Consider the following 14,826-nt stretch of genomic DNA (forward strand, 5'->3'; position numbering starts at 1 on the left):
CTTGTAAATAGTAATAACTTAAAGGGAGTGTTTAATTTGTTAGATCAAAAAAAATAGAGCTTGTAAAATCAACTGTTCCAGTGTTAGAGAAGAAAAAAATTACAACCCGTTTTTATCAATTAATGTTTGGAGCACACCCTGAACTCCTTAATATATTTAATCATGCAAACCAAAAACAAAGAAAACAGCAAAAGGCACTTGCAAGCGCAGTATATGCTGCAGCCAAATACATCGATAACCTCTCTGCCATTCTTCCTGTTGTGAACCAAATTGCCCACAAACACCGCAGTCTCGGGATTAAACCGGAACATTATCCAATCATCGTAGGAAAATTCTTGCTATTAGCAATCAAGGATGTGCTGGGTTATGCAGCAACAGACGAAATTATCGATGCATGGACAGACGCTTATAAAGAAATTGCCGTTACCTTTATTAATGTAGAAGCTGAATTGTACAAACAAGCGTCTAATCAAAATGGCGGATGGGACGGGTTCTGACCTTTCATCGTTGAGCGGAAAGTAGTGGAAAGCGACCTTATCACCTCTTTTTATTTAAAACCCGAAGATTATAAGGAATTTGTCAGCTTCCAGCCAGGGCAATATATTAGCATAAAGTTAAAAATCGAAGGTGAAAAGTATACACATATTCGTCAATACAGCCTTTCTGATGCTCCGGGAAAAGACTATTATCGAATCAACGTCAAACGTGAGGCGGGAACCACAAATCCTGACGGCCAGGTATCAAATTATCTTCATGACCATGTGGAGGAGGGAGACATTCTTCAAGTAAGTGCACTGCCGGGGACTTTGTCCTGGATTTGGATAAAAAATCACCTGTTGTCCTGTTAAGCGGCGGTGGAGACTAATATTCTGAAGAGTATTTTTTTCAATCAACATCAACATTGGGAAAAATTCTAAGCTCGATAAATTCAACCGCAGAGATAACTATATTGAAGGCTTGCATACAAATTCAACCTATATAACTATAGCATTTGTTTTGTAATGGCTTCTGTTCGTGTCGTCCAAAAATTCTAAGTATCTGCGATAAACCCATTCCAATTTACTATAATAAGTTTTTACCCCAATACCTAGAACATCAATAGTTTTTGAAACTGGCATTTTATTTACCAATAGCTTGATGAATAACGGCAGGATGCCATTTCATTTTTGGTTAAAGGTGGATGTTTTCTTCTGGTCGGCATCATATTTCCCACACTCTTTACACTGCCATCGCTGCGTGCAAGTTTTGCTTTTTTCTCTTTTGTAGAAATAGGAAGGATGTTCAACTGGATTTTTATCTGAATTTACACACGTTTCCTTATGAAATTGGTATTCAGACACAACATCCTTCACAGAATTAATACGGATTCAGTGTTCTACTTCCTGTGCGATGCTCTAATTAGAATAGGGTGTGGTGGCGCAATCGAATGTCATACCTTGATTAGGATATATAGCGTCACAAGTTACATTGAATTGATTTGTGTCCCGCTTTCCGGATGAGCTTGTACCGATAAGGTTTGTTCTTGACCGCAGTAAATCGTGTTTGTAGCTTTCCGAACCACTTGCAAAACGGATTGATACAAAAATTATATTGAATGGTATGTTTAATCCCATTTAATCGAAATGTAACTAGAAGAAACAATGGTTTACTATATTATTAACAGCGTATTCATTGTGTTTATATATAAATAAAATCTTGAATTCGGGCGCTAGAAGAAAGATAATTTCGATTAGAATTACATGGTCAAAAGATTTAAAATTAAATTAATCAAGATAATATTCAATATTTAAATATTAACAATTTAAAATATTGATATTATCTGAAAAATACATTAGACGCTGATTACCTTAGCACGTTGGGTTAACTTTTGGATGCGATTACATTTGGCTGAGGTGCCCGGGTTCGATGCTAGTTTTCGTGCATTTGATAGTCTCGACAAGAAGGAATCAGACCAGCTATTTAGAGTTTTTAAGGCCAGGCGGTTTTGCGACTCCGGATGATAATGAAGCACTTGATCTATGCCAGGAAGGCTTTTTAAATACTAAAGAAGTCGGATGGAATGATATTTCCAAAGGAATGAACAGGGAAATTCTCCAAGCAACGGATGAAGAACAAATGCGTTCCTTTTGGCGTGAATGGGATAAACGGAGGACAGCAGCGGAAAGCAAAAATGAAGAAGCTGGGAAGGTGAAAGTATGAACATAACACGTCAGGAAATTGAGGATCTTTTAGTCCATGAGGCGGAACCTCTTGATGAGTTTAAGCTAAAGGAGTGAGCTACATTATTAGCAAGCAATGGAACGTATGTGATTCCGACCATCGGAAATCCTGATGCGGACTTTAAAAAATTTCTTCGTTCATGATGATCGAGCCCGTCTAGAACAGGGGCGTTACGATTATTGAAAAAAGAGGCCCATGTAGAATATCCACACTCGACCACTCTTCACAATATCACGAATGTAAGAATCGTTAGTAATGAAGGGGATGCCGTAAGGTAAGCTGCATTTACTCAACCTATCCCACAAAACGTGAAGTGCTCGACAATTACGTCGGAGTCAACGAATACATCTTGGTAAAAGAAAAAGAAGAATTAAAGATTCAATCCAAGAAAGTCATCCTAAAGCAAGACAGTCTCCGTCCGCACGGAAAAGTAAGCATTATCTTATAATTTAGGTTGGGTCAGACGCACACTTTTTTAACTCTTTTAAGTGAAGTGGAAAGTTCCATAAACAAATAAGCATTAACATAAAACATGTAAGCATTAACGCTATATTTAGAAAATATTAAAATCAAAACCAAGGAGGAATTATGAATGGTGCAAGTCGAAACTAAAACAGTAGTTGAACCTATCGTAAACCCATTTGATTGTTTACATTATATCGACGGTAAATTTGTTGAATCTGTAAATGGAAAAACGTTTAATAACGTGAACCCTGTAACCGAGGAAGTTTATGGTACAGTTGCAGAAGGAAGCGCGGCAGATATTGATTTAGCTGTTAAAGCTGCTAAACGTGCTTTTGAAGAAGGCCCATGGGGAAAAATGACTGTAAATGAACGTTCAAGAATTATCCGCAAAGTTGGTGACATTCTTGAAGCAAGACAAGAAGAAATCGCACAATTAGAATCATTAGATACTGGTAAGCACCTTAAATTCTCACGTCATGTTGATGCTCCTCGTGCAGCAGCAAACTTCCATTTTTTTGCAGATTACATGATTTCTATAGGAACAGAGGCATACCAAGATGAAACTCACAATGCGCTTAACTACGGATATCGCCGCCCGATTGGAGTAGTTGGATTAATCCAGCCATGGAATCTTCCATTATTCTTATTAACATGGAAATTAGCTCCAGCTTTGGCTGCAGGATGTACAGTAGTGATTAAGCCATCTGAATTAACCCCAATGACTGCAACAAGATTAATGGAAATTCTTAAAGAAGCTGGTGTTCCGGATGGAGTTGTAAACTTGGTTCACGGTTTTGGACCTGGTGCTGGAAGTGCAATCAACAAACACCCTGACATTGCAGGTATCGGTTTTATCGGGCAAGTATCTACAGGTGCTAAAATCATGGCAGAAGCTGCGCCTACACTAAAAAAGCTTTCTTTCGAATTAGGCGGTAAAAACCCTAACATTATATTTGCAGATGTGGATATTGATGAAGTAGTGGCAACAACCATTAGATCAAGTTTTACAAATCAAGGGGAAGTTTGTGTCTGCGGTTCAAGAATCTATGTTGAACGCCAAATTTTTGATGAATTCGTAGAAAGATTTGCATCTAAAACAAGAGAATTAAAAGTTGGCGATCCATTTGATATGAGCAATGATCAAGGCGCATTAGTCGCCAAAGTACACTATGATAAAGTAATGAGCTACCTGAAAATTGCTGAAGAAGAAGGCGGTACTTTCGTTACAGGAGGTAAGCGCCCTGATGGTTTGGATAAAGGATATTTCATAGAACCAACCATCATTACTGGTCTAGATGACAGATCTCGTTGTGTTCGTGAAGAAATCTTTGGACCGGTTGTTACAGTTATTCCATTTGACACAGAAGAAGAAGTGATTGCGGCAGCAAACGATACTCGGATGGGCTTAAGTAACACAATCTGGACTAACGATATCCGTCGTGCACACCGTGTAGCCCAAAAAATTGTATCAGGTTTATCTTACATCAACTGCTGGTTTGTACGTGATCTTAGAACTCCATTCGGAGGTACGAAAGACAGTGGACTAGGTCGTGTTGGCGGTAGTCACAGTTGGGAATTCTACACTGAAATAACTAATATTTGTGTTAAACTTTAATTTTAGTTTTTAACATGGATATGTTGCACGGTTTAAATAAGATATACCGTGCAACTTTTTTGAATGTTTCTCAGCTTATACTAAACAGTGTCAAAATACATTTATAATAGAAAGGATATATTCAATTGACTTGTAAAATTGAAAAGTTTGCTGCTAAATTATTAGAAGCTGAAAAAAGCCGCGTTGGAATTAATCCGCTATCTGTAGTAGATCCAGAAATTACTGTCGATGAGGCATATTATATTCAATTGGAAAATATTAAAAAGAAGCTAGCTGAAGGACAGAAAATTGTTGGCAAAAAAATTGGATTAACCTCTGTTGCTGTACAAAAAATGTTGGGTGTTGATGAGCCTGACTATGGACATCTATTAGACAGCATGGTCGTTGAAAATGGCGGTACTATTTTTTGTGAAACCATGCTTCAGCCGAAAGTAGAAGGTGAAATTGCATTTATTTTAAAGAAAGATTTAAAAGGTCCGAATGTGACTGTTCTTGATGTGCTGCAAGCAACAGATTATGTTGTTCCTGCTTTAGAAATTGTTGATAGTCGGATACAAGATTGGAAAATTAAGCTACCAGACACGGTCGCTGATAATGCTTCATCCGGATTATTTGTATTGGGTGGTAAGCCTACAAAAATTAAAGATATTAATCTGGAATTAATGGGCATGGTACTTTTGCAAAATGGTGAAGTTGCCAATACAGGTGTTGGAGCCGCTGCACTTGGAAATCCGGCAACTTGTGTTGCATGGCTGGCGAATCGTTTAGCAGATTATGATATTACTCTTAAAGCAGGTGAAGTAATCCTTTCGGGTGCACTTTCCGGCATGGTTGTCGTTAATCCGGGCGACAATTTTACAGCAAGATTTGCTTATCTTGGTCAAGTAAGCGTTAACTTTAAATAATTGGCTTAAATAGATACTGAATCTGGATCAAAGGAGGAAAAGGAATGGCAAGTGATATTATTAAACAAATTGCTGATTACTTAGTTGCTGCGGAAGTAGAAAAACGTGAAGTTGTAAAGGTAACTAAGACGTTTAAACCTGATTTAACAGTTGAGGAAGCTTATCAGGCACAGGAACTGCTTGTTCAAAAAAAATTAGACGAGGGCCGAAGAATCATTGGCCCTAAGATGGGATTAACAAGCAAGGCGAAGTGGGAACAAATGGGCGTTACTGAGCCAATTTACGGATATGTGTTTGATTATATGTTGATCGATAACGGTGGTGTTCTTCCATTTTCTGATCTGATCCATCCAAAAGTGGAAGCAGAAATTGCGTTTTTGATTGGCGAGGATATTGAAGGACCTGGAATTACCGGCTCACAAGTGTTAGCTAAAACAGAGTATGTTTTACCAGCACTTGAAATTATTGACAGCCGTTATGAAAATTTTAACTTTACCCACACTGATGTAATTGCTGATAATGCATCTACTTCAAGGGTCGTATTCGGTAATACACTTCGAAAACCAAATGACTTTGAACTTGAATTAGTAGGGGCAACTTTATCGATTAATGGCCAAATTAAAGAATTGGGCGCTGGCGCTGCCGTTTTAGGACATCCTGCCAATGCCATTGCAGTATTGGCAAACATGCTCGCCAGAAAAGGAGATAAAATTAAAAAAGGCGAAATCATTTTATCGGGAGCCTTAACAAGTGCAATATTGTTAAAAGTTGGCGACGTTGTTTCAGGTAAATTTGATGGCCTGGGCGAAGTAACTTTCTCTGTTGGTGAATAAATGATCAATTTTAAAACATATTACAATAGGAAAATATAATTTATGAAAGGGGAATTATCATGCCACTTATTCAAGTAAATATTATGGAAGGCAGACCACCTGAAAAAATAAAAGCATTAATTGAAAATATTACTGATACTGTTGTTGAAACATTAGTTGCACCAAAAACTAGCGTTCGAGTATTGGTAAATGAAATGCCAAAAACTCATTGGGGAGTTGCCGGTGTACCGGTTTCTGAAAAAAAATAAACGAATAAGCATGAGTCTAGTAACTGTATTCTAGAAAATTGACAAACTATTAGTTGTTTTTATAAAGGTAATTTTTCACAACCTTAGAATTAAAAAATTAAAACTCCCTATATTTTTTGAAAGGGAGTTCAGACTGTCGACAAATTCGAAAATATTCGGGTTTGTCGATATACCTGAGGTACTGACATCCCCTTAAGGGAGGTTCGCTACACCTCTTCTTGTTATGCACTCATATCGTTATGATTAGCCATAGTAGAAATAGATTTGAAGGCATACCCATTCATCTTGTTGAATTGGTATTTTTTATATCTGTCTGATTTAATCATTTCATTAACTAATTTTTTAATCATGATAATCCATTGTTTTCAGGTCTATCTTCCAGGTGCAAACTCATTATAAAAACATTGCAGACATCGGTGAAGGTTTCTTTAAAAGATTTTACAAATATTAAATGAACCAAGGGTAAATTGTTTAATTGGTTTCGCACTAAGAGAAAATTTACATTAAAATGAAAAGATTCCTTTGGAAATTTGCTGACAATTGGGGTTTCTAGCATGATTGGAACTCAAGTTATTATCAACCCTGCCGGGATTTCCGGATTCATTCGGCTTGCGGGGGTCCCGCTTCCATTTGTCAGCTACGGCGGTTCATCCCTCATTCAATTAGCGATTGTTACAGGTATACTGGTTAACGTTTCTATGTTTGTTAATTATGAAAGAAATACAAACAGGATCTGGTAACAATGTTTATCATATTCATTCCTTGTACAGGAAAAATTTTTTTTTGCGCTTTTTAAAATATGATTGGGGTGTTAAAGGTGATAGTTAAGATTAATAAGGTGTTAGTGGCCAATAGAGGGGAGATTGCGATTCGAGTTTTTCGGGCATGTACGGAATTAAATATTCGTACAGTAGCGATTTACTCGAAAGAGGACTCGAGTTCTTTTCATCGTTATAAGGCCGATGAATCCTATCTTGTCGGGGTGGGGAAGAAGCCAATTGATGCCTACTTAGATATTGAAGGAATCATTGAGATTGCTAAAGAAAGTGGGGTTGACGCTATTCATCCCGGCTATGGATTTTTATCGGAAAATATTCATTTTGCCAGACGGTGTGAAGAAGAAGGGCTTATTTTTATCGGACCGGAAACTCAGCATCTTGATATGTTTGGGGATAAAGTAAAAGCAAGAAAACAAGCTGAACTTGACCAAATATCTGTGATTCCCGGCAGCGATGGCCCGGTCAACAGCCTGACAGAAGCGATTGCCTTCGGAGAACAGGTTGGTTATCCGGTTATGATTAAGGCAGCTCTTGGCGGCGGCGGCAGGGGCATGAGAATTGTCAGAGATGCAAAAGAAATGCAGGAAGCGTTTGAACGGGCGAAGTCCGAAGCAAAGGCCGCATTTGGTAATGATGAAGTATATATCGAGAAACTAATTGAAAATCCAAAGCATATTGAAGTTCAAATTATTGGGGACAAGCATGGCAACATTATTCATCTTTTTGAACGCGATTGTTCGGTTCAAAGGCGCCATCAAAAAGTTGTTGAAGTGGCACCTTGCGTATCAATTTCCGCACAATTACGTAAAGTTATTTGTAATGCAGCTGTCAAGCTAATGAAAAACGTCGGCTATGTGAATGCAGGTACAGTGGAGTTTCTGGTTGCAGGACAGGAATTTTATTTTATTGAAGTGAATCCGAGAGTACAAGTGGAACATACCATTACGGAAATGATTACAGGGATTGATATTGTTCAGACACAGATTTTGGTTGCGGAGGGGCATGATCTACACGGTGATGTGATTGGTGTACCGGAACAAAGCAAAATTCAATTAAACGGCTATGCGATTCAGTGCCGGGTAACAACAGAAGATCCATTAAATAATTTCATGCCAGATACAGGGAAAATTATGGCTTATCGTTCCGGCGGCGGATTTGGGGTTCGCCTTGATGCCGGTAATGCCTTTACTGGCAGTGTGATTACTCCGTACTATGATTCATTGCTTGTCAAATTATCAACAAGGGCGTTAACGTTTGAAAACGCCGCTGCCAAAATGGTCCGTAATTTGCGTGAATTCAGGATAAGGGGAATTAAGACGAATATTCCTTTTCTTGAGAATGTCGTTAAACATGAAAAGTTTATTAAATGAATATGACACATCCTTTATTGATCAGACACCTGAGCTTTTCCTGTTTCCGGTAAGAAAAGACCGGGGAACCAAAATGCTAAATTATATTGCCAATGTCACCGTCAATGGTTTCCCTGGCATCGAAAAGAAAAAGAAAAAACCTGTTTTTGCTAAGCCAAGAATTCCGAAGCTGAAATATGACATGCCAACCACAAACGGTACAAAGCAAATATTGGATGAGAAAGGTACAGATGGACTCATCCGGTGGGTGAAGGATCAGAAGAAGGTTCTGTTTACGGATACTACCTTTAGGGATGCGCATCAATCATTGTTAGCAACGCGGGTTCGGACAACGGATTTGCTGTATATAGCTGAACCGTCGGCCAAATTACTTTCGGACCTGTTTTCTTTTGAAATGTGGGGCGGAGCAACCTTTGATGTGGCTTATCGATTTTTAAAAGAGGATCCATGGGAACGTTTATTAAGTTTGCGAGAAAAAATACCGAATATTTTATTTCAAATGTTGTTTAGAGGGTCAAATGCGGTCGGGTATAAAAATTATCCGGATAATGTAATAAGGGAATTTGTCGAAAAAGCAGCCTATTCCGGAATTGATGTTTTCAGGATTTTTGACAGCCTAAACTGGGCAAAAGGAATGGAAACGGCCATTGATGCTGTCCGGCAATCAGGGAAAATTGCTGAAGCGACGATTTGCTATACAGGCGATATTTTAGATCCATATAGAACAAAATATAATTTGGATTATTACAAGTCGCTTGCAAAAGAGCTGGAGCAGAAAGGTGCCCATATTTTAGCAATAAAGGATATGGCAGGACTGTTGAAGCCTGAAGCTGCTTACCGGCTTGTTTCTGAATTAAAGGAAACCATTGATATACCGATTCATCTTCATAGCCATGATACGAGCGGAAATGGGATTTTTACGTATGCAAGAGCCATTCATGCAGGTGTCGACATTGTCGATGTGGCGTTGAGCTCGATGGCCGGCTTAACATCGCAGCCAAGCGCAAACTCTCTTTATTATGCACTTGAAGGAAATGTAAGAAGGCCCGAATTAAATATTAAAGGACTTGAACAGCTTTCCCATTATTGGGAGGATGTTCGTAAGTACTACCAAGATTTTGAGAGCGGAATGATCGCTCCTCATACGGAAATTTACCAGCATGAGATGCCCGGCGGGCAATACAGTAATCTTCAGCAGCAGGCAAAGGCGGTTGGACTCGGTGATCGCTGGGATGAGGTTAAAGAAATGTATGCCAGGGTAAACCGTATGTTTGGGGATATTGTCAAGGTCACCCCGTCTTCAAAGGTAGTTGGCGATATGGCTCTGTTTATGGTGCAAAACGATTTAACAGAAGAGGAAGTTATAAAAAGAGGAGATTCGCTTGACTTTCCTGATTCCGTTGTTGAAATGTTCCAAGGTTACCTTGGCCAGCCATACGGTGGATTTCCAGAGGAGCTTCAAAAGATGATTTTAAAAGGGAGAAAACCATTAGAGGTTCGACCGGGAGAATTGCTTGAAGACGTTGATTTTAAAGCCATCCGGGATGGTTTATTTCATGAACTTGGCCGGCCGGTTACAAACTTTGAGGTTATTGCATATGCATTATATCCTAAAGTTTTTAGTGAATATATTAAAACCGTTGATTTATACGGAGCTTTATCTGTACTTGATACGCCAACTTTCTTATATGGAATGAGCTTAGGTGAAGAAATTGAAGTGGAAATAGAAACCGGTAAAACACTTTTAGTGAAACTTGATTTCGTCGGACAACCGCAGGCGGATGGAACAAGGGTCGTTTATTTCGAACTAAACGGCCAGCCTCGTGAAGTGGTCATAAAGGATGAAAGTATAAAAACCACAGTAACTGCCAGGGTGAAAGCAGATTTGAAAAATGAAAATCATATTTCTGCTTCCATGCCGGGAACAGTAGTGAAAGTGCTCGTTGAGATAGGTGAAAAGGTAGAACGCGGTGACCATTTAATGATTACGGAAGCAATGAAAATGGAAACAACCGTTCAAGCCCCGTTCTCAGGGATTGTCAAGGATATTTATGTATTAAATGGTGATTCGATTCAAACAGGAGATTTATTAATTGAATTTTCGAAGTCATAAGAAACTCACTTTATAACGGAAAAATTAAATCGGCTGCCTTATATGGCAACAAACTGACATGTAAGGTGATTTTCCAATTCCTGTTTTCTACTCTTCTAGTATGCATCGAAAAAGCAAACTTACTGCCGAAAATCTCGGTGGTGCAAAAGTACATTCGAGGATAAGCAGTTGTGCCCATTTTTCAGCTGAGACTGAACCTGAAGTTTTAAATCAGGAAAGAAAATTACTGAGTTATTTTTCCCAAAATAAGATGGCAAAACCGCCAAGCTATTATGCGAAGAAACTCTATTACGTTACGCTCGTTTACGATCCGCGCAATCTCCAATTTATGCTTGGAAAATTTGGTGCTGATCATATTATCATGGGTACAGAGTATCCATTCCTGCTGTGGGAAGCCCGCCGGGAAAAATAGTCGAAATGCTGGAAAATGTTTCGGATGTGGAAAAGAAACAAATGCTTGGAGAAAATGCGATTAAGTTTCTGAGATTAAATAAAGAGAGTTTTATTAAAGAAACGGTATAGGTCAAACAAAAGAACATTCCATTTTGATAGGAATGTTCTTTTTTCACCAACCGATAGGTTTTATAGATTCAAGAAATATTTAATTTCTTTAAAGTAGTATTAAAGGCTCTGGTGCAAAAACTTCAATTAATCTGTTAGTAATCTCCTAAACTTGTATATACTGATACTACTAATCTAAAAAGGATGTGGAGAGTCAGTAGGACTAAGCCAAGTGCTTTTAAGTGTAAACATTATCTGCCAGAAATTATCATGCTTACAGTGAGATGGTACCTCCGGTACAATTTAAGCTTTCGTGACCTAGTAAAAATAATGGAGGAGCGGGGCTTTTCTATTACCCACAACAAGATAATGCGTTGAGTCCATCAATATGGGCCTGAATTAGATAAGAGAGTTCGCCGTCACTTTAAGAAAACAAACGATTCTTGGAGAGTAGATGAGACGTATATCTCGGTAAAAGGCCAATGGATGTATTTATATCGTGCAGTTGATTCAGAAGGGAATACCATTGATTTTTATCTAAGTGAATCAAAAGATAAATAAGAAGCCAAGCGCTTTTTTGCATGTTTCCAGGCCACGTGGCATTACAGTAGATAAGAACCCAGCTTATCCATCAGCCATTAAGGAGCTAAAAGAAGAAAAACAAGTACCGAAAGACATCCAAATAAGGCAAATAAAATATCTAAACAACATCGTGAACAGGAACATCGGTTCATTAAAAAGCGATTTCGCTATATGTCAGGTTTCAAATCTATTGAAACGGCTACTTCTATTCTTTCAGGAGTGGAAGCTATGCACATGATTAAAAAAGAACAAATTGATCTTTACGGCATCAGTCTGTTCAAAATCAGAAAGAATTCATTCATCAATTGTTTGAGCTAGCAACATAACACATGACTCCGTTAGGAATAGATACGCTTTCTTTCATTTTTACTTTATTTTTGCACCAGAACCACCATAAGTGTGACTCTAATAAGTAATAAAAGTGAGGCGAACGTTCTTTGCTGATTTTGCTGGAATGTTCGTCTTCCCGTTTGATGTTTATTTTACAAAATTTTCTTAGGAGCGTAAAACAGCGGTGAATGGAATTTTATTATTATTTTATATTTAGAACATTTGTTCGTGTGAATAAAAATAAAGGAGGAGATTTGTATGGCGATACATGACCGCGGTATGGCTAAATGGTAACCCGCATTTCAATTGCCTGAACTGGTGGAGACGCAGCGTAATTTGTGGCGGGATACTGAACGGATTGCTAAACCGATCATCCACGAATATGAGGCGGAGAAGTTTGATTTGCGCATAGCTTACGCAATGGAATCTAATCTTGAGATAAATATTAGCGAATGGACTGACGGCTTTATTATAGATATAACTGGTCGTGTTCAATACGTGGATCCTCTTACGCATCAGCTCCGCAATTAAGTGAAACCAGGTGAAATCGAGCGAGTGGCATTTGCTGACGTAGTTGGAGTGCTTGGCGTTGATTAGGAAGATATTCAAATATACCAATTAGGAGTATTTCATAGAAGAAAAGAGTAAAATTTGCGTATGATTTACGATGGACTATTTTATCAGGTCTAAAATTATATATTTCCTAAAATTAAAAGGGAATAACATATTGACTGTAGGGGATATTTATACCAATTTGATAGATATTTTTTCTTAAACTATCATAATTAGGAAAAATATGTTTTGCATTTGTAGCTTTTCTAAATTGACGATGAACTTGATTACCTTGTTTTGCAATAAATTATCCAAACATAAAAAAAGTGCAGACTCCTGTTTGATTTCTAAAGGTAATTTATACGATAAATAGAGTCTGTGGTATTATAATTTTATAAAATAAATATGGAGGAAAATAAAAAATGACAGTATCTGAACTCATTGAAAAACTAGAGAAATTGGATATTCAAGATGCACAGATAGTGCTTAAAGATTCATCAGATGAATATTTAGACATAGGAGAGATTGAAAGTATTTTAGGATTCTATTATGTAATTCATCCAGTTTCAACAAATAGGAGCCAGGAGGAAAAGTAACGGGTTCTCTTTTCGGAGGGAAGGTAACTTTTTTAGCAGTAAATAACACTGTAATAAACAATATTTTAGCATTAGAAAAAGGCAACTTAATGAAGTTACCCCCTTAAGTTGGACTAATAATCCAACTTAAGGGGGTTTTTAATATGGTAAAGTTTTCAAGTGATTTTAGAAAATAGATTGTATCAGAGTATTTAGAAGGAGGGGGAGGATCAAGAGAACTGGCAAAGAAATTTAGCATTGGTAGTCCTCAAACTATACTTGATTGGGTAAATCGCTACAAAAAATATGGGGATAAAGCATTCAATATACGAAGTTCTAAAAGTGTTTATGATGGTAACTTAAAGTTGGAAGTACTCGAATGGATGTGTAGTAACAGAGCATCATTACCCGAAACTCCTCTTCATTTTGATTTATCTACACCTAGTACAATTTGGTAGTGGGAGAAAAAATACAAAGAGAAAGGTGTCGAAGCTCTGTTCACTCGGAGAGGAAGACCTAAAGATATGACAACTAATCATAAACATAACCAGGGGAAGAATCTATTGAAGTCGAAAAACTACAACTTGAAATTCGAATGTTAAGGATTGAAAATGAGTACCTAAAAAAGCTACAAGCCTTAATGTAGGAACCAGGAGATACCGACAAAAGCAAGTGTAAGTAGTAACTGAATTACGGCAAAAATATAGTTTGACTGAGATTTTAAAGGTCGTCGACCTTCCTAAAAGTGTGTATTTCTTTTATCAAAATCATGAAGAATCAAAACAGAGTGATTGGGACTTAATTGAAGAGATTAAAGCTATCAAGACTGATAACCCAGCATATGGTTATCGTCGCGTAACACTGGAATTAAAATCGTGGATGGAAAGTTAACCACAAAAGAGTACAACGTGTTATGCAAGAGCAACACCTACAGTCCCATGCATATACAAAGAAAAAAGTAAATACAACTCTTATAAAGGGACAGTTGGGAAAATTGCACCTAATCGGCTGAATCGTCTGTTTAAAACAGATAGACCTTATCAAAAGCTTACAGTAGATGTTACAGAATTACGCTGGGGAAATAGATCCACTGAGCACCGCTGTTATCTTGAACCAGTCATGGACCTTTACTCTGGTGAGATCTTTGCCATTAACATTGACCTACATCCTACTGTGAAATTTGCCTTAAAACCATTACATGAAGCCTTGGAATCAATTCCAGTACTTCCTTATCGAACAACTGTTCATTCGGATCAAGGATTTCAATATCAACACCATAGCTGGGTCAAAGAGCTTAAAGAACATCGTGTTTTTCAAAGTATGTCACGCTTGAAATGTGAAACAGTTTATTCTCATGAATATCTATTTTATGGGGAGGTAGCTCAGGCTGCATCAGATTAGATAATTTACTACAATAACGATCGGATTAAAAAAAGCTCGGTGGAAAGAGCCCTGAAAAGTACAGGCTTCTTAACACCGAGAAAGCATCCTAATATTTTTGTCCAACTTTTCGGGGGCAGATCAAGGAGAATATGAGCCCTATGGGTTAGTCAATCTAGAAGGGCTACAGTCATTTTTTTATCTCCAAATATAGACGTCCATTCCGTAAATTCTAGATTCGTAGTTATCATAACGCTAGTACGTTTATAACGACCGGCAAAGAATTGGAACAGGAGTTCAGATCCAATTTTCGTAAACGGTACATAGCCAAGTTCATCTTATGAAAAGTGAATTATTA

Annotated in this window: 12 protein-coding genes and 5 pseudogenes; 16 read left to right on the forward strand and 1 reads right to left on the reverse strand. The window is 37.8% G+C overall.

The window, feature by feature from the left end; all coding sequences use genetic code 11:
• Nucleotides 1-122: 122 nt before the first annotated feature.
• The 16 genes and pseudogenes from J7E63_RS27715 to J7E63_RS30695 all read left to right on the forward strand — a co-directional run.
• Nucleotides 123-856 (forward strand): annotated as a pseudogene (locus J7E63_RS27715) (globin domain-containing protein); the annotation flags it as partial.
• Between the two features lie 1,049 nt (nt 857-1,905).
• On the forward strand, nt 1,906-2,199 hold the full coding sequence (locus tag J7E63_RS27720; protein WP_214712700.1) for an SRPBCC family protein: 294 nt from the start codon (nt 1,906-1,908) through the stop codon (nt 2,197-2,199).
• A 613-nt stretch (nt 2,200-2,812) separates the two neighbouring features.
• Nucleotides 2,813-4,300, forward strand: a complete 1,488-nt coding sequence (locus tag J7E63_RS27725) for an aldehyde dehydrogenase (protein ID WP_215018375.1) — start codon at nt 2,813-2,815, stop codon at nt 4,298-4,300.
• 125 nt (nt 4,301-4,425) lie between these two features.
• The gene (locus J7E63_RS27730) at nt 4,426-5,205 is read left to right on the forward strand and encodes a 2-keto-4-pentenoate hydratase (RefSeq protein ID WP_214712696.1); all 780 of its coding nucleotides are present in this window, start codon (nt 4,426-4,428) and stop codon (nt 5,203-5,205) included.
• Between the two features lie 44 nt (nt 5,206-5,249).
• The gene (locus tag J7E63_RS27735) at nt 5,250-6,038 is read left to right on the forward strand and encodes a 2-keto-4-pentenoate hydratase (protein WP_215018377.1); all 789 of its coding nucleotides are present in this window, start codon (nt 5,250-5,252) and stop codon (nt 6,036-6,038) included.
• Nucleotides 6,039-6,097: 59 nt separating this feature from the next.
• Nucleotides 6,098-6,286, forward strand: a complete 189-nt coding sequence (locus J7E63_RS27740) for a 4-oxalocrotonate tautomerase (RefSeq protein WP_215018379.1) — start codon at nt 6,098-6,100, stop codon at nt 6,284-6,286.
• Between the two features lie 512 nt (nt 6,287-6,798).
• Nucleotides 6,799-7,026: pseudogene (locus J7E63_RS27745) on the forward strand (FtsW/RodA/SpoVE family cell cycle protein); the annotation flags it as partial.
• Between the two features lie 59 nt (nt 7,027-7,085).
• A pseudogene (pyc, locus tag J7E63_RS27750) lies at nt 7,086-10,548 on the forward strand (pyruvate carboxylase).
• Nucleotides 10,549-10,648: 100 nt separating this feature from the next.
• Entirely contained in the window at nt 10,649-10,960 is a 312-nt protein-coding gene (locus J7E63_RS27755; RefSeq protein ID WP_215018383.1) for a carboxyl transferase domain-containing protein, read from the forward strand.
• Nucleotides 10,961-11,535: 575 nt separating this feature from the next.
• Entirely contained in the window at nt 11,536-11,610 is a 75-nt protein-coding gene (locus J7E63_RS30680) for a DDE-type integrase/transposase/recombinase (RefSeq protein WP_374102948.1), read from the forward strand.
• Nucleotides 11,591-11,949: pseudogene (locus J7E63_RS30685) on the forward strand (DDE-type integrase/transposase/recombinase). Before J7E63_RS30680 ends, J7E63_RS30685 begins: the two are co-directional and overlap by 20 nt.
• A gap of 330 nt (nt 11,950-12,279) precedes the next feature.
• Nucleotides 12,280-12,492 (forward strand): YolD-like family protein, encoded by a 213-nt coding sequence (locus J7E63_RS29975; RefSeq protein WP_308160402.1) that lies wholly within the window; start codon nt 12,280-12,282, stop codon nt 12,490-12,492.
• A 443-nt stretch (nt 12,493-12,935) separates the two neighbouring features.
• Nucleotides 12,936-13,109, forward strand: a complete 174-nt coding sequence (locus tag J7E63_RS27770) for a hypothetical protein (protein ID WP_176541128.1) — start codon at nt 12,936-12,938, stop codon at nt 13,107-13,109.
• Between the two features lie 176 nt (nt 13,110-13,285).
• Entirely contained in the window at nt 13,286-13,546 is a 261-nt protein-coding gene (locus J7E63_RS30690; RefSeq protein WP_215018389.1) for a helix-turn-helix domain-containing protein, read from the forward strand.
• A gap of 250 nt (nt 13,547-13,796) precedes the next feature.
• Nucleotides 13,797-13,979: a hypothetical protein gene (locus tag J7E63_RS27780; RefSeq protein WP_215018385.1), complete on the forward strand. Its 183-nt coding sequence runs from the start codon at nt 13,797-13,799 to the stop codon at nt 13,977-13,979.
• 126 nt (nt 13,980-14,105) lie between these two features.
• Nucleotides 14,106-14,489 (forward strand): DDE-type integrase/transposase/recombinase, encoded by a 384-nt coding sequence (locus J7E63_RS30695; protein ID WP_374193809.1) that lies wholly within the window; start codon nt 14,106-14,108, stop codon nt 14,487-14,489.
• 152 nt (nt 14,490-14,641) lie between these two features.
• On the opposite strand, the pseudogene J7E63_RS27790 reads toward J7E63_RS30695, so the two are convergent.
• Nucleotides 14,642-14,806, reverse strand: a pseudogene (locus J7E63_RS27790) (ATP-binding protein); the annotation flags it as partial.
• Nucleotides 14,807-14,826: the final 20 nt, after the last annotated feature.

This window comes from Bacillus sp. ISL-75 (genome assembly GCF_018613095.1).